Raw genomic sequence first — 14,737 nt, 5'->3', positions numbered from 1 at the left:
GGGGCTCGGAAGGCAGACGGGGCCAGCATGGCTGGCCCCGGTCGGCGGGTGGAGGTCCGTGGGGCCGGGGGCTCCGTGCCTCAGAAGTCGGCGCGGGCCGACAGCATGTAGCTGCGCGGTGCCTGCCACTGGTACTGGGTGGAGGCGCTGCTCAGCGGGCCGCTCACGGCAACCAGGTTCTGCTTGTTGGTCAGGTTGAAGACGCTGAACTGCAGCTTCAGGGCCTTGGCGCCCATCAACGCACCCACGTTCTTGAAGGTGTAGGCCACGTTCAGGTCAGTGTTGTCGATGTGGTTGAGCTTGCTGCCCAGCTTGGCGTTGTACTGCTCACCGATGCGCTTGAAGATCAGCGAGGCGTTCCAGGGGCCGATGTTGTAGAGCGCACCCAGGGCGGTGGTCACGTTGGGGGCGTTGGGCACATCCCCGGTGGGCTGGCCGTTGGCCGCATTGCCGGCCTTGTACTTGGCGCTGTTGACGCCGACGTTGCCGTAGGCGGCCAGGCCCTGGCCGATCATGTAGGTGGCCTCGCCTTCGATGCCCTTGTAGATGGCGCCACCGGCGTTGATGTAGTTCGGGTTGGCGCTGGTGCCGGTGTTGAGCTGCAGGTTGTTGACCGTGATGTAGTAGATGTCACCCGACAGCGTGAGCGCATCCGATTTGTGCACGGCACCCACCTGGTAATTGGTGGTGGTCTGCGGATCGGGGGCGGCGCTGTTGGGCGAGCCCACCCCCAGGAAAGGCACCTGCATGCCCTTGGCGTATTGGGCGTACAGCGAGTTGCTGCCGTCGAGCTGCTGGTTCACGGTCAGGAAGGGCAGCACGGCGTGGTAGGTGTACTGGTAGTCCTGCGGGGTCAGCGATTTCTGGTTCAGGGCCGACTTCAGGCCCATGTGGTACCACATGGTCTTCAGGCCGGGGGTCACGGTCAGGCCCTTGGCGGCGGCCCATTCAAATTCGGCAAAGGGTTGCACCTGGTGCCAGTTCGAGTTCTGCTCGGCAAAGTTGGACGAGGTCACCACGCCGGTCGGGTAAGAGGCGTTGGCGCCAGGCAGTTGCTGGCCGGTGGTCAGGTCGGCCTCGAGGTTGTGGCGCTGGGTGCGCGAGCCCTCGTACCAGAAGCCGGTGCGCAGCAGCCCGGCGTCAAACTGTTTCGTGGCCTTGAACACATCACCCCAGACCCGGTACATGTTGAGCTTGAAGTAGCCCGGCACATCGCCATTGGCCAGGGTGACCGGCTTCTTGAGCAGGTTGGTGAAGCTCAGGCTGGAGTCGGCGCTGCCGTTGTACAGCGACGGGTCCTGGCCGGCCGTGGTGCTGTTGGTGTAGGCATAGGTGTAGGCGTTGTTGTCGATCTCCCAGCCCGAGGCGAGCCGGCTTTGCAGGCGCACATACTCCATGTCGGTCTGCTTGGCGGCGTAGTTGTAGCCGTAGTAGCCCTGGCTGCGCGGGTTGCCGTTCAGGCTGTAGTTCATGCCCATGGCGTTCACCTGGGCGCGCGTCGGGCCGGTGGCGTTGTCTGGCGTGTTGGTCTTCACATCGGCCAGGCTCATGAACAGTGTCAGCAGGGTGCTGTCGCCCACCGGGCGCTGGTACTTGGCAGTGATGTTCTTGTTGACCTGGTCGTTGTGCGTCAGGTAGCCCTTGGCGCCCATGTGCTGGGCATTGAGCTGCAGGGTGGCATCGCTGCCCTCCATGCGGCCGCTTTCGTAGGCAATGCCTTCCAGCACCGTGCCCCATGAACCCACCGAGCCATACACCTGCACCTGCTGCTTTTCCGACGGCGTCTTGGAGAACAGGTTGACGCTGCCGCCGTAGGTCGAATAGCCGATGTTGCTGGCATTGCCCGGGCCGCGTTCTATCACCATGCCGCCGATCACCGAGGCCGGAAAGTAGGCGGTCGAGTGGTGGGTCGGGCCGTTCGAGTCGCCGAAGGGGATGCCGTCGAAGGTGACGTTGTACTCACCGTCCTGGAAGCCGCGCAGGCTCATCTTCTGGTCGGCCAGGCCGGGGCCGTTGGTGGACGGCATCGAGGCCACGCTGGGGGCGATGGCCGTGATGGTGTTGAAGTTGCCGGTGGGCGGGGTCGAGTCTTCGATGAAGGCGCGCGAGATGATGGACTGGGGCTGGGTGGCCTTCAGGCTGGCCTGGGTCGGAGCCACCGAGGCGGCGGTGCCGCGTTCGGCTTTCACAGTCGGGGTGGCGGCGGCGCCGCCGCTGCCGCCGACGGTGCCGAGGTCAACGGTGTCGGCCAGGGCGGCCTGCGAGGCCCCCAGGGAGATCAGGGCCAGCGACAGCAGGCGCGTCAGGGTGCGTGTTGGGAAAGGACAGACGTGGGACATGTTATGAGTTCTTCTGCGAAGGGTGGGATGCGAGGTCAAGCCAAGGGGAACCCCGGGAATCTAGTGAGGCCCCGTGACATGCCGTTGACGTTGTTGTGACAAATGGATACATATCCCCGCCGGACTGGCAGGCGTTAAGCTCTGCGCCTCCTGAGGTTTCCGGTGTGCGAGCGAGAGGGCTGCCCATGACATTGCGATTGAATTGGCTTCTGGCGGGCTGCTGCGCCTGGCTGCTGTCGGCCTGCGCCGCCCCCGAGAGCGTTCTGCCTGCCGCGGCATCTGCTGTGACACCCTCGGTGCCCGCGTCTGCACTAGCGCCGAAGGCGAGCGCCGAGCCGCCGGCCCCGGTGTTTCACTTCACCACCGTGGGCGACAGCCGGCATGACCCGCGCGCCCCGGGCTTGACGGGGCAGGACCGGCGCTGGTTGCAGGCCACCCAGGTGCTGGCGCGCATGACCCGCGAGATGGCTGCGGTGCGGCCGCAGGCCCTGGTCTTCAACGGCGACATGATCATGGGCTACACCCGGGATGCCACCCAGGTCGAGCGCGAGTACGCCTACTGGCGCGGCATGGTGGCCGGGTTGATGGAGCAGGGCACTTACGTGCTGCCGGTGCCGGGCAACCACGAGGTTCAGGTGCCGACCCGGCTGCCCAATGGGCGCACCGAGAAGTTGGCGCAAGCCTGGCTGGAAGATGCCTGGCGGGCCAACATGGGGGACCTGATCCTGGACGAGACCCGCTGGAGCCGGCTCACCGGGCAGCCCGCCCAGGCCTGGAACCGATCCCACGCCCCTGCGCCGGGCAGCGATGGCGTCAGCACACCGCAGCAGCAGCTCAGCTATTCATTCGACGTGGGCGCCGTGCACCTGGCCGTCATCAACACCGACCCGGTCGGCTTCGACAGCTCGGCGCCGGTGCGCTGGTTGCGCGCCGACTTGGCGGCCGCCAAGGCGCGCGGGGCGCAGCACTTTTTCGTGTTCGGCCACAAGATGGCCTATGTGTATGAGTTCCAGGCCGGGGTGGCCGAGCGTGAGGACGGTCTGAACGTGCGACCCGCCTTGCGCGAGGCCTTCTGGGACGTGATCGAAGCCTATGGCGCCACCTACTTCTGCGGCCACCAGCACATCTACCATGCCTCGCAGCCCCGGCTGGCGCAGGGGGGGCGGGCCTGGCAGGTGATCGTGGGCTCGGGCGGCTCGCCCTTTGCGGCCTGGCCCGGGCAGAGCAGCAACCCCTTCGACCGCTTCTATGCCTGGGCGGATGTGAAGGTGTATGCCGACAACCGCGTGCAGATCCAGGTGCTGGGTTTCGACGAGCACTTCGGCCCGACCCAGGTGCTGAAGACCTGGGAGCTGCGCTGAAGAGGCTCAGCTGCGCCCGGTGATCCAGCCGGCGGCGCGCTCGGCCATCATCAGGGTGGGGCTGTTGGTGTTGCCGCTGGTGATGGTGGGCATCACGCCGGCATCGACCACACGCAGGCCGGCGATGGTGCGCCGTGCCTGGCCCGGCTGAGCCACGCCATCGAACACGCGCAGGCGGGAGTCGACCACCGCCTGCGGGTCGTCGGCCCGCCCCATGCGCGTGGTGCCCACGGGGTGGAAGATGGTGGTGGCGATGTCGCCGGCCAGTCGGGCCAGCTCCTCATCGGTCTGGTATTGGGTGCCGGGCTTGAATTCTTCGGGCTGGTAGCGTGCCAGCGCGGGCTGGGCCACGATGCGCCGCGTCAGGCGCAGGCTGTCGGCGGCCACCTGGCGGTCTTCCTCGGTGCTGAGGTAGTTGGGGGCGATGGCGGGGGCTTCGTCGAAGCGCGGGCTTTTCACCAGCACCGTGCCGCGGCTGCTGGGGTTGAGGTTGCACACGCTGGCCGTGAAGGCATTGAAGCTGTGCAGCGGATCGCCGAAGGCGTCCAGGCTCAGGGGCTGCACGTGGTACTGGAGGTTGGGGTGGGGCAGATCGGGCCGGCTGCGCGTGAAGGCGCCCAGCTGGCTGGGCGCCATGCTCATGGGGCCGCTGCGTTTCAAGGCGTACTCCAGGCCGATCATGGCCTTGCCCCACAGGCTGTTGGCCAGGGTGTTGAGCGTCTTCACACCCTGCACCTTGAACACGGCACGGATCTGCAGGTGGTCCTGCAGGTTGTGGCCCACCCCGGGCAGGTCGACCTGGGGCGCAATGCCACGGGCCAGCAGCTCAGGCGCCGATCCGATGCCCGAGAGTTGCAGGATCTGCGGCGTGCCGATGCTGCCCGCGCACAGCACCACCTCGGCACTGGCCCGGGCCGTGACCATCTCGCTGCCGTTCCAGACCTGCACGCCGGTGCAACGCCGGCTGCCGTCGGCCTGGGTTTCAAGCAGCAGGCGCGCCACCTGGGCCTGGGTCCAGAGTTCGAAGTTGGGGCGCGCATAGCAGGTGGGGCGCAAAAAGGCCTTGGCCGAGTTCCAGCGCCAGCCGCTTTTCTGGTTCACCTCGAAATAGCCCACGCCCTCGTTGCTGCCCTGGTTGAAGTCGTCGCTGGCCGGCACCCCCGCCTGCTGGGCCGCCTGGGCAAAGGCGTCCAGGATGTCCCAGCGCAGGCGCTGCTTCTCGACCCGCCATTCCCCGGTGCTGCCGGTTCGACGATGGCCGTGCAGTTTCTCGAAGCTGGCGGGCGACTGGCCTGGGGCGTCCAGCCGCCAGTGGTCTTCGTGCCGCATGAACTCGGGCAGCACCTGCTGCCAGCGCCAGGCGTCGTCACCCGTCAGTTCGGCCCAATGCTCGTAGTCGCGGGCCTGGCCGCGCATGTAGATCATGCCGTTGATGCTGCTGCAGCCGCCCAGGGTCTTGCCGCGCGGGTAACGCAGGGTGCGCCCGTTCAGGCCGGCGGCCGGCTCGGTCTGGTAGAGCCAGTCGGTGCGCGGGTTGCCGATGCAGTACAGGTAGCCCACCGGGATGTGGATCCAGTGGTAGTCGTCCTTGCGCCCCGCCTCGATCAGCAGCACCCGGCGCTGGGGGTCGGCACTGAGCCGGTTGGCCATCAGGGCGCCCGCCGTGCCGGCGCCGATCACGATGTAGTCGAACAAGGCCTCGGCGGTGGTGGTCGGGGCGGTGGCTTGGCTCATGGTGTCTCCGTGGGCGTTTATTTGCCAATCTCATGATTCGTTGGCGGTGTGGGCTGCAGTTTCGGGCAGATTGGCCGATGAATCCAATGAGTTGTTCAAAACTGTCTTATAAGAACGGCAAATATCAAAAAGGGATTGCACCCATGTCACCGTCCCTCATGACCGACCCCCAAAGCCTGCGCGCCTTCGTCATGGTGGCCCGCGAGGGCAGTGTGTCGCGGGCGGCGGCACGCCTGCACCTGTCGCAGCCCGCGGTCAGCCTGCAGCTCAAAGCCCTGGCCCAGGCCACCGGCTTGAGCCTGTTCAGCCGCAGCCCGCGCGGCCTGGTGCTGACGGCCGATGGCGCGGCCTTGCTGCCCCAGGCCGAGCGTGCCTTGGGGGCCCTGGTCGATTTTGCCCAGGCGGCCCAGCGCCTGCACACCACGGTGCGCGGCAGCCTGCGCATCGGCACCATCCTCGACCCCGAGTTCACCCGCCTGGGCGCTTTTCTCAGGCACCTGGTCGAGGCCGCTCCGCAGGTGCGCACCGAGCTGCGCCAGGCCATGAGCGGCGATGTCTGGGACGCGGTGCAGCGCAATGCGCTGGATGGGGGCTTTTACCTGGCCGAGCCCGACCAGCCGCCGCCCGAGCCCCTGGCCCAGCTCACCCTGACGCGGTTCACCTACCGGGTGCTGGCGCCTGCAGGTTGGGGGCCGCAGGTGCAGGGGCGCGGCTGGAGGGGGCTGGCGGCCCTGCCCTGGCTGGCCACGCCCCCGGCTTCGGCCCACCACCGGCTGCTGGCGCGGGTCTTGGGGGCTGGCTCGCCCGCAGGCCTGGAGCCCCGCTGGGTGGCCCTGGTGGACCAGGAGTCCAGCATGCTGGACCTGGTGCGCTCCGGCGTGGGCCTGAGCCTGGTGCGTGATTCGATTGCCATGCGCGAGAGCCAGGCCCGGGGGCTGGTGATTGCCGATGCGGTCAGCCTGGACTGCGACCTGGCCTTTGTCTACCCGGCGGCCCGCCGCGACGACCCGGTCCTGGCCTGCGCCTGTGCGGCCCTGGCGGCGGTCTGGGCTTGAGGGTGTGGCCAGGGCGTGTTGTCCGAACGTCAGTTTTGTGTTGCTTTGCAACCTATTTGCTCTCGTGCCACCGCCGCCTTGAGAGCCCGGGCTGGCTGGCGTTACGATGTGCCAGTTTTGCCCCAATCTTGCCTTGTGACCGACGCTGCCCTGTCTCCTCCCAGCCTTGCATGGCGCGATACCGCCCAGGGTCGCTGTGCTGCGCCCGTGGGCCACTGGACGGCGGCGGCGCTGGCCGATCGAGGGGTGGCTCGCCAGCTGCTGCAGGCCTTGGCGCCGGCGGGCGGTGGTGAAGCCGGAGCGCTGTCCTGGGATCTGAGCGGGCTGCAGCGGCTGGACCATGTGGGCGCGCAATTGCTGTGGCGCCAATGGGGCATGCAGTGGCCGGCGCAGTTGCAGGTCGATGCCCTGCAGCGCCAGATGCTGGAGCGTGTGGCGCGTTTGACCCTGCCGCCTGGGCAGCCCCGCACCGAGCCCTCCAGTGACGGCACCCGGTCGGCCATCGACCACCTGGGGGTGCGGGTGCTCAAAGGCTTGGGCCATGCGCGCGACTATGTGCGCATGCAAGGGCAGCTGTTGCTCGATTTCGTCCAGCTGCTGCGGGCCCCGCGTGACGCTCCCTGGCGTGATCTGTCTGGCCATCTCTACCAGATGGGGGCCACGGCCATGCCGATCACCGCACTGGTGGGTTTTCTGATCGGCGTGGTGCTGGCCTACCTGATGGCGCTGCAACTGCGTCAGTTCGGGGCCGAGGCCTTCATCGTCAACATTCTTGGCATTTCGCTGATCCGGGAGCTGGGGCCTTTGCTGGCCGCGATCCTGGTGGCGGGCCGCTCGGGTTCGGCCATCACGGCGCAGATCGGGGTGATGCGGGTGACCGAGGAACTGGACGCCATGCGGGTGATGGGCATCGCCCATGGCTTCCGCCTGGTCATGCCGCGGGCGCTGGGGTTGGCGATCGCCATGCCGCTGATCTCGGTGTGGACCACGCTGGCCTCGCTGGCCGGCGGCATGCTGGCCAGCGATCTGGCGCTGAAGGTCACGCCGGCGTTTTTCATGCAGGCGCTGCCAGCGGCCGTCGAGGCCAGCAACCTGGCGCTGGCCACGGGCAAGTCGGTGGTGTTCGGCATCCTGATCGCGCTGGTGGGTTGCCATTACGGCCTGGGCGTCAAGCCCAACACCGAAAGCCTGGGGCAGGGCACCACGGCTTCGGTGGTGACCTCCATCACCGTGGTGATTCTGGTGGACGCGCTGTTCGCCATCCTGTTCAAGGATGTGGGCATCTGATGGACGCGACAGCCATGCCTTCTGCCACGCCCGTTCTGTCAGCCGGCGCCGCACCCGTGGTCGATATCCAGGGCCTGTGGACCGTGTTCGGCCGTGGCAAATCCGAGGTGGTGATCCACCGTGACCTGGCCTTGCAGGTGCGCCGCGGCGAGGTGCTGACCCTGGTCGGAGGCTCGGGCACCGGCAAGACCGTGCTGCTGCGCCAGATGCTGGGCCTGGAGCACCCTGCCCGGGGCAGCGTGCAGGTGCTCGGGCAGCCCGCGGCCGAGCTGGGCCGCCACGGCGCCTCCAGCCGGGTGGGCATGCTGTTTCAGCAGGGCGCCTTGTTTTCGGCTTTCAGCGTGCTGGACAACATCGCTTTTGCGCTGCGTGAGCTGGGCACCTTGCCTGCCGACGTGGTGACCGACGCCGCCTATGTGAAGCTGCAGATGGTGGGCCTGGGCCCCCAGCATGCGCACAAGCGGCCCTCCGACCTGTCGGGCGGCATGATCAAGCGGGTGGCCCTGGCGCGTGCGCTCATCATGGACCCGCCCCTGCTGCTGCTGGACGAGCCCACGGCGGGCCTGGACCCGCATGCCTCGGACGACTTCTGCGACCTGCTCAAGGACCTGCACGCCGAGCTGGGCCTGACGGTGATCATGGTCACGCACGACCTGGACACGCTGTTTGCGCTGTCCACCCGGGTGGCCGTGCTGGCCAGCCAGAAAGTGCTGTTCACCGACACACCGCTGGTGGTGGCCGGCCTGGACCACCCCTTCATCCACGACTTCTTCCAGGGCGAGCGCGGGCGCCGGGCCATGGCCCCGGCCCCTACCCAGGCCTCTTCCCAGGCCTCTCCCACGCTCTGAGCCCACGTTCGAGGAACACCGCACATGGAAAACAAATCCCACGCCATGGCCGCCGGCACCTTCGTGCTGGTGGTCACCCTGCTGCTGCTGTCACTGGGCTTCTGGCTCACGCGTGACAAGGGGCGATACCAGTCCTGGGAGCTCTCCACCCGCGACAGCGTCACCGGCCTGCAACCCCAGGCCCCCGTGCGCTACAAGGGGGTGGCCGTGGGCAAGGTCACCCAGATCGGCTTCGACAACGAAGCCAAAGGCAATGTGCTGATCCGCATCTCTGTGGAGGAAAAGACCCCCCTGACCGCCACCACCTTTGCCACCCTGGCCTACCAAGGGGTCACGGGTCTCGCCTATGTGCTGCTGGACGATGCCGGCCAGGCCCAGGAGCCCCTGCCCAGTGGCGAAGACGGGCTGCCGCGCCTGCCCCTGGTCACCTCGCAACTGGGCAAGCTCACCGAGCAGGCCCCTGAGCTGCTGTCGCAGATCCAGGACGCCACGCAGCGCATCGCGCAGACCTTGTCTGACGACAACCAGAAGCGCCTGTCGCAGATGCTGGGCAACATCGGGCAGGCTGCGGCCAACGTGGCCGAGATCACCGCCACCCTCAATGGCACGGTGAAGACCCATGTTGAGCCTGCGCTGGCGGCCGTGCCGGCGCTGACGCGGGACGCCTCCCAGACCCTGAAGGCCGTGCAGAACAGTGCCGCCGAAGTGGGGCGCATGTCGGGCGAAATCGCGCAGACGGCCCATCGCCTGAACGAGAAGGACGGCCCGCTGGACCGCATCGCCCAAGGCACCGAGGCCCTGTCCCATGTCACCGACACCCTGGGCTCGACCACATTGCCACGGGTCAACCGCTTCACCGAAGACAGCGCCCGCGCGGCGCGCCAGCTGGGGCGCACCGTGACCGGCATCAACGACAACCCCCAATCGCTGCTGTTTGGCCATGGCCAGGTCGAGCCCGGCCCGGGTGAGCCCGGTTTTCGCGCCCCGGCCGCCCTGAGCCGCCCGTGAACCTGATCCAGGAGAACCTTGTCATGACCCCCTATTTGAAGGATCGCCGGGTACTGTCGGCCACCTGGGCTGCGGCCCTCCTCTTGCTGGGCGGCTGTTCGGCCCTGCCTGAACGCCCGGTGCGCCCTGCCCAGTACGATTTCGGCCCCGGCCTGGCGCAGGCCGATGCCGCCACGCCGCCGGCCAAGCCCTTGCCCGTGCTGGCGCTGGCCGACCTGGAGCCCGTGGGCGTGTTCGAGGGGTCGAGCGCCGTGCTGTACCGCCTGGCCTACGCGGGGGACCAGCAACTGCGCCCCTATGCGCAGGCCCGCTGGACCTTGCCACCGGCGCAGCTGATCCGGCAGCGCCTGCGCGATCATCTGTCGGCGCGTTACACGGTCATGAGTGCGGGTGAGAGTGCGGCGCTCAAGCGTGCCGACAACCAGCCTGTGCGGGTGCTGCGCCTGGAACTGGAAGAGTTCACCCAGGTGTTTGACAGCCCCAGCCAAAGCCAGGCGCTGGTGCGCCTGCGCGCCACCCTGGTCGACAACAGCCCTGCGGGGGAAACGCTGTTGGCCCAGCAGGTCTTCACGGCGCGCGAGCCCGCAGCCAGCGCCGACGCAGTGGGCGGTGTGCTGGCGCTGACACGGGCCACCGATCAGGTGGCACACACCTTGGGGCAGTGGCTGGAGCGGGCCCGCTGAGCGTCGGACGGGTGGCCCCCGGTCCGGGACACCCATCCTGGGCCGCAACCGGCCTGGCGTTTGAAAATGATTTGCCTGAGCTCGCTGGGGCGTCAACCTGCCGATGGGTCCCTTCGTTGAGTCCATTGGTGCAGGTAGCTTGATCGAAGGTTGCCTGGACTGGATCTGCGGCGGGGGAACTTCGTCTGCCGCCTATCATCCACTCACATCAATGAGGGCGATCACGCCCCGAGGGAGCCCCATGTCAGACACCCGGAAGAATGCACCGCCCAAGGGTGGCGCCACACCCCAGACACCGCCCGCACGGGCTGCACTGCCCTCGGCCGAAGCCGATGCGCAAGCCACGTCGGGTACGCCGGCCTGGGCCAAGGCCTCGGTGGCCTGGCCCTTCAAGGCCGCGCCCTCGCTGGCCCAACGCACGCGCCGCAAGCCCTGACAGGCTGGGCGCTGGCGGCGCCCGGTGCCTGGCAGGGCCTTGGCGGCCGCTGGCTGACCTGGATCAAATCCTGGGAGAGCGCTCGCGCTTATGCTGCCGCGATTGCGCACACCCGGAGAACCCTCATGAACCAGCTCGAATGGAGCGACGCCCTGTCGCTGGACCTGCCTTTGATGGACGACACACACCGTGAATTCGTCGATCTGCTGGCGGTCGTGGCCTCAGCCCCGGACGACACCCTGTTGCAACACTGGCAGGCACTGGTGGACCACACCGATGACCACTTCGGCCGTGAAGACCGCTGGATGCAGGACACCCGGTTCTCATCGTCCAACTGCCACACCATGCAGCACAAGGTGGTGTTGCAGGTGATGCGCGAAGGGGCGGTGCGCGGCGCTACAGGCGATCTGGCCGTGGTGCGTCAAATGGCCTCCGAGCTGGCCATCTGGTTCCCGCAGCATGCGCAATCGATGGATGCGGCCTTGGCCCTGCACCTGCGCCGCGTGGGCTATGACCCCGAAACCGGTGCGGTGGCGTCACCCGATGCCCTGCCCCAGGGTGAGATCCATGGCTGCGGCGGGTCGACCTGCTCCGACACCGCGGAGGAAGCGCTGGCCGCCTGAGCGCCGCTGTACCTCAGGGCCTGGGCCCTGATTCAACACAAAAACCCGCCGAGGCGGGTTTTTTGTTGTCTGTTCGATGTTGTCTGTGTGTGCCTGAGCTGGCCTTGTGGGAGGGGCTCAGGCAACAAAAAAGCCAGCAGGCTTGCACCTGCTGGCCTCAACTGGGCGAATGCGGCGAGTTTTTAGAAACGCCAGCCCAGACCCACACCCACCAGCAGGGGGTCCACCTTGAAGGTCCCCAACTTGCTGCCAGCGGCGCTCACATCCGTACGGATGTAAACCTTTTTCACGTCGAAGTTGACGTACAAATTCTTGCCCACCGGAATGTCGACACCGACTTGCAGGGCGGGGCCGAAGCTGTTGCTGTCCACGCTCACGCCTGCGGGCAGGTTGATGTCGCTCAGGCGGGTGTAGTTGATACCGGCGCCGACGTAGGGCTTGAAGCCATTCATGTCGAAGTGGTATTGCAGCGTCAGGGTCGGCGGCAGGTGCTTGAACGAGCCGATGGCGGTGCCCTTCGAGTACAGCGTCTGGCTTTGCGGCACGGTCAGGATCAACTCGGCAGCGATGTTCTTGTTGATGAAGTAGGTGAAGTCGACTTCAGGCAGCCACTTGTTGTTGGTCGACAGGCCCAGGCCGGTCGTGTCGCCATTGGAGGCTTGCAGATTCACGGCGCGGGCGCGCACCAGCCAGGGGCCTTCGGCTTGCTGGGCGAAGGCCGCGCCAGACATCAGGGCACACAGAGCGGCGACAGCCATCACTTGCTTTTTCATGGTGTTCTTTCTCACATCACCGGGGACGGCCCCCGTATCGCTATTAAATTCAAATCACCCCGGTCAAACCTTGCGGAATGTCAAATTCAAAACCGACTCGATGCCGGGGGTGCCATTTGTTTGCGCTGTATCAAGTTTGTAGCGCTTGCGCTTTTGACCAGGTCCTGGCGGCTGTGCTTGTTCTCAGCCCGGCAGCAGCGCCCGCACGGGGGCCGTGGCGCCCAGGCTGAAGGTGGCCACGGTTTGGGTCAGCCGTTCGGCCTGCTCGCGCAGGCTCTGTGCGGCCGCAGCTGACTGTTCCACCAGGGCAGCGTTTTGCTGCGTCATCTGGTCGAGTTGTCCGACCGAGCTGTTCACCTGGGAAATGCCCTGGGATTGTTCGGCCGCCGCCGCCGCAATGTCGGCTACCACCGTGGTGACACGCTGGACTGCACTGACGATGTCTTCCATGGTGCGGCCCGCTTCATGCACCTGGCGGGTGCCGTCTTCCACCCGCTCGACGCTGCTGGTGATCAGGCCCTTGATTTCGCGGGCGGCTTCAGCGCTGCGTTGCGCCAGGGTGCGCACCTCGCTGGCCACCACGGCAAAGCCGCGGCCTTGCTCGCCGGCTCGGGCGGCCTCCACCGCGGCGTTCAGCGCCAGGATGTTGGTCTGGAAGGCGATGCTGTCGATCAGGCCGGTGATGTCGGCGATGCGGCGCGAGCTCGCATTGATGGCTTCCATGGTGCTCACCACCTGGGCCACCACAGCCCCACCATGCGAGGCCACCTCGGTGGCGTGGGAGGCGAGGTCGCTGGCGGTGTGGGCGGCGTCCGCGGTCTGCTTCACGTTGCCGGTGAGCTGCTCGATCGACGAAGCAGTGAGCTGCAGGCTGGCAGCGGTCTGCTCGGTGCGCACCGACAGGTCGTGGTTGCCGGTAGCGATTTCGGCGCTGGCGGTAGCGATGCTGTCGGCAGACTGCCGAATACCCAGGATCACCCGGGTCAGCGAGGCCTGCATGGTGCCCAGGGCCTGCAGCAGGTGGCTGGTTTCATCCCGGCTGTCGCTGCTGGCGAGTGGGTGTTGGGGCAGCGGACTGAGGTCGCCGGAGGCCACCTGTTGCGCGACCTTGAGGGAGCGCGACACAGGTTGGGTGATGCTGCGCGTGATGAGCACCGAACAGGCCACCCCCACACCCAGGCACAGGCTGCCCAGCAGCCACATCAGGTGGCGCGCGCGGTCATTGGCTTCGCGGATCGGAGCGGCCGCCTGGTCGAGGGCCTTGCGTTGCATTTCAAGCAGGGTCTTGACGCGTTCCACGTACCGGCTGGCGGTGGGCAGGAAGGCGCTTTCCAGCAGTTTGTCGGCCTCGGCGGCCTGACCCTCGCGCTTGAGGCGGATCACATCGTCGCGCGCTGCCACGTAGCCCTTGCGCAAGTCCGAGATCTCTGCGAACAAGCGCTTTTCCTCGGCGCTCACCATCAGGCCTTCCACCTGCTTCTGGATGGCGGTGGTGTCGGCGGCCGATTGTTTCTGCTCGTCGGCAAAAAAGGTGGCCAGCGAAGGATCGGTGCTTTTCGCAATAGCGGTTGTGCGGCGCACCGCGCTGTGAATCAGGCGGTACCAGTCGGAGATCAGCCGCTCTTTGGCCAGGGGTTGGTCGATGATGGCCTGGGTGGATTCGGTGGCGGTCTGCAATTGCCAGTTGCCCAGGCCGGTGTTGAGCAGCGTGAGCAGCAATAAAAGGCCGAAACCCAGCGCGAGCCGGGTGCCAATGGGAAGTTTCTGCATGGGTAGGGTCCTGTGACTGCGACGCGGCCGGGGGCCCGGCGGCTTGAACCGGCTTGCCGGTTGGGATGGCCGGTCAGGCGGCGTCTCGGTGATTCTAGAAACGCAAGCCATGCACCGCTTGGGTGCTTGGGGTTTCCTTGACCGATATCAATCGCAGGCCTGATGAGCCGTTGGCTCAGCGGCTCATCAGGATGGGGAACAGTTTGCCCAGGCCGTCGGCCATCACTTCCACCGACAGGGCGGCCAGGATCAGGCCCATGAGTCGGGTCATCACGTTGATGCCGGTCTTGCCGAGGAAGCGGGCAATGGGCTCGGCCAGCGAAAAGCACACGGCCGTGGCCAGGGCGATCACGGCTCCGTAGCCCACCAGGGCGGCATGCTGCCAGAAGGTGTGGGCCTTGTCGGCATAGATCACCACGGTGGACATGGTGGCGGGCCCGGTCAGCAGCGGGATGGTCAGGGGGACGACCGCGATCGAGGCCCGCGCGGCCGCGTCATTGACCTCGTCGGCGTTCGACTTGGCTTCGGCCGGCTGGGCGTTGAGCATGTTGATCGAACCGATCAGCAGCAGCGTGCCGCCCCCGACCTGGAAGCTCTGCAGCGAGATGCTGAAGAAATCCAGGATCTGCAGCCCCAGGATGGCGCTGATGGCGATCACGGCAAAGGTGCTGATGGCCGAAATGCCAATGGTGCGTCGGCGTTGGGCGGGCGTGAAATCCTGGGTGTAGTGGATGAAGAAGGGAACAATCGCCAGTGGGTTGACGATGGCGAGCAGGGTGACAAGGGGCTTGAAGTCCATGCGCTTGAGTCTCGCACATCG

At 66.9% G+C, this 14,737-nt stretch carries 13 protein-coding genes; 8 read left to right on the top strand and 5 right to left on the bottom strand.

Going from position 1 to position 14,737, the window contains the following annotated elements:
• Window positions 1–80 precede the first annotated feature (80 nt).
• Window positions 81–2,339 (bottom strand): TonB-dependent receptor, encoded by a 2,259-nt coding sequence (locus F624_RS0128780; protein ID WP_019577848.1) that lies wholly within the window; start codon window positions 2,337–2,339, stop codon window positions 81–83.
• A gap of 197 nt (window positions 2,340–2,536) precedes the next feature.
• On the opposite strand from F624_RS0128780, the gene F624_RS0128775 reads away from it, so the two are divergent.
• Window positions 2,537–3,700, top strand: coding sequence for a metallophosphoesterase family protein (locus F624_RS0128775; RefSeq protein WP_019577847.1), 1,164 nt, complete (start codon window positions 2,537–2,539; stop codon window positions 3,698–3,700).
• 6 nt (window positions 3,701–3,706) lie between these two features.
• Here the strand turns inward: F624_RS0128775 and F624_RS0128770 are convergent, their stop codons facing one another.
• A complete protein-coding gene (locus tag F624_RS0128770; RefSeq protein ID WP_019577846.1) occupies window positions 3,707–5,434 on the bottom strand; it encodes a GMC family oxidoreductase in 1,728 nt (575 codons plus the stop codon).
• A 143-nt stretch (window positions 5,435–5,577) separates the two neighbouring features.
• On the opposite strand from F624_RS0128770, the gene F624_RS0128765 reads away from it, so the two are divergent.
• The 7 genes from F624_RS0128765 to F624_RS0128735 all read left to right on the top strand — a co-directional run bounded on the left by F624_RS0128765 (window position 5,578) and on the right by F624_RS0128735 (window position 11,374).
• Entirely contained in the window at window positions 5,578–6,489 is a 912-nt protein-coding gene (locus F624_RS0128765) for a LysR family transcriptional regulator (RefSeq protein ID WP_211224188.1), read from the top strand.
• 135 nt (window positions 6,490–6,624) lie between these two features.
• Window positions 6,625–7,776 (top strand): MlaE family ABC transporter permease, encoded by a 1,152-nt coding sequence (locus F624_RS0128760; RefSeq protein ID WP_019577844.1) that lies wholly within the window; start codon window positions 6,625–6,627, stop codon window positions 7,774–7,776.
• Between the two features lie 14 nt (window positions 7,777–7,790).
• Entirely contained in the window at window positions 7,791–8,624 is an 834-nt protein-coding gene (locus F624_RS0128755) for an ABC transporter ATP-binding protein (RefSeq protein ID WP_043426952.1), read from the top strand.
• Window positions 8,625–8,648: 24 nt separating this feature from the next.
• The gene (locus F624_RS0128750; RefSeq protein ID WP_019577842.1) at window positions 8,649–9,632 is read left to right on the top strand and encodes an MlaD family protein; all 984 of its coding nucleotides are present in this window, start codon (window positions 8,649–8,651) and stop codon (window positions 9,630–9,632) included.
• A gap of 23 nt (window positions 9,633–9,655) precedes the next feature.
• Window positions 9,656–10,315: an ABC-type transport auxiliary lipoprotein family protein gene (locus F624_RS0128745; RefSeq protein ID WP_043426950.1), complete on the top strand. Its 660-nt coding sequence runs from the start codon at window positions 9,656–9,658 to the stop codon at window positions 10,313–10,315.
• A gap of 241 nt (window positions 10,316–10,556) precedes the next feature.
• Window positions 10,557–10,751, top strand: coding sequence for a hypothetical protein (locus tag F624_RS0128740; protein ID WP_019577840.1), 195 nt, complete (start codon window positions 10,557–10,559; stop codon window positions 10,749–10,751).
• A gap of 125 nt (window positions 10,752–10,876) precedes the next feature.
• On the top strand, window positions 10,877–11,374 hold the full coding sequence (locus F624_RS0128735) for a hemerythrin domain-containing protein (protein ID WP_019577839.1): 498 nt from the start codon (window positions 10,877–10,879) through the stop codon (window positions 11,372–11,374).
• 182 nt (window positions 11,375–11,556) lie between these two features.
• On the opposite strand, the gene F624_RS0128730 is transcribed toward F624_RS0128735, so the two are convergent.
• From F624_RS0128730 to F624_RS0128720, 3 genes are all read right to left on the bottom strand, one after another.
• Window positions 11,557–12,147, bottom strand: coding sequence for an OmpW/AlkL family protein (locus F624_RS0128730; RefSeq protein ID WP_031256628.1), 591 nt, complete (start codon window positions 12,145–12,147; stop codon window positions 11,557–11,559).
• 183 nt (window positions 12,148–12,330) lie between these two features.
• Window positions 12,331–13,917: a methyl-accepting chemotaxis protein gene (locus F624_RS0128725; protein WP_031256627.1), complete on the bottom strand. Its 1,587-nt coding sequence runs from the start codon at window positions 13,915–13,917 to the stop codon at window positions 12,331–12,333.
• A gap of 175 nt (window positions 13,918–14,092) precedes the next feature.
• Window positions 14,093–14,716 carry a MarC family protein gene (locus tag F624_RS0128720; protein ID WP_019577836.1) on the bottom strand — a complete coding sequence of 208 codons (624 nt, stop codon included), beginning with the start codon at window positions 14,714–14,716 and terminating at the stop codon, window positions 14,093–14,095.
• Window positions 14,717–14,737: the final 21 nt, after the last annotated feature.

This window comes from Curvibacter lanceolatus ATCC 14669 (genome assembly GCF_000381265.1).
GTDB lineage: Bacteria > Pseudomonadota > Gammaproteobacteria > Burkholderiales > Burkholderiaceae_C > Curvibacter > Curvibacter lanceolatus.
Note: the sequence above shows the minus strand (reverse complement) of the source record. Positions and strands in the feature narration are given on the sequence as shown.

Coding starts and splice junctions, on each gene's coding strand:
- F624_RS0128770 (WP_019577846.1), bottom strand. CDS start 5,434: ATGAGCCAAGCCACCGCCCCGACCACCACCGCCGAGGCCTTGTTCGAC.
- F624_RS0128780 (WP_019577848.1), bottom strand. CDS start 2,339: ATGTCCCACGTCTGTCCTTTCCCAACACGCACCCTGACGCGCCTGCTG.
- F624_RS0128730 (WP_031256628.1), bottom strand. CDS start 12,147: ATGAAAAAGCAAGTGATGGCTGTCGCCGCTCTGTGTGCCCTGATGTCT.
- F624_RS0128735 (WP_019577839.1), top strand. CDS start 10,877: ATGAACCAGCTCGAATGGAGCGACGCCCTGTCGCTGGACCTGCCTTTG.
- F624_RS0128765 (WP_211224188.1), top strand. CDS start 5,578: ATGTCACCGTCCCTCATGACCGACCCCCAAAGCCTGCGCGCCTTCGTC.
- F624_RS0128755 (WP_043426952.1), top strand. CDS start 7,791: ATGCCTTCTGCCACGCCCGTTCTGTCAGCCGGCGCCGCACCCGTGGTC.
- F624_RS0128740 (WP_019577840.1), top strand. CDS start 10,557: ATGTCAGACACCCGGAAGAATGCACCGCCCAAGGGTGGCGCCACACCC.
- F624_RS0128750 (WP_019577842.1), top strand. CDS start 8,649: ATGGAAAACAAATCCCACGCCATGGCCGCCGGCACCTTCGTGCTGGTG.
- F624_RS0128745 (WP_043426950.1), top strand. CDS start 9,656: ATGACCCCCTATTTGAAGGATCGCCGGGTACTGTCGGCCACCTGGGCT.
- F624_RS0128725 (WP_031256627.1), bottom strand. CDS start 13,917: ATGCAGAAACTTCCCATTGGCACCCGGCTCGCGCTGGGTTTCGGCCTT.
- F624_RS0128720 (WP_019577836.1), bottom strand. CDS start 14,716: ATGGACTTCAAGCCCCTTGTCACCCTGCTCGCCATCGTCAACCCACTG.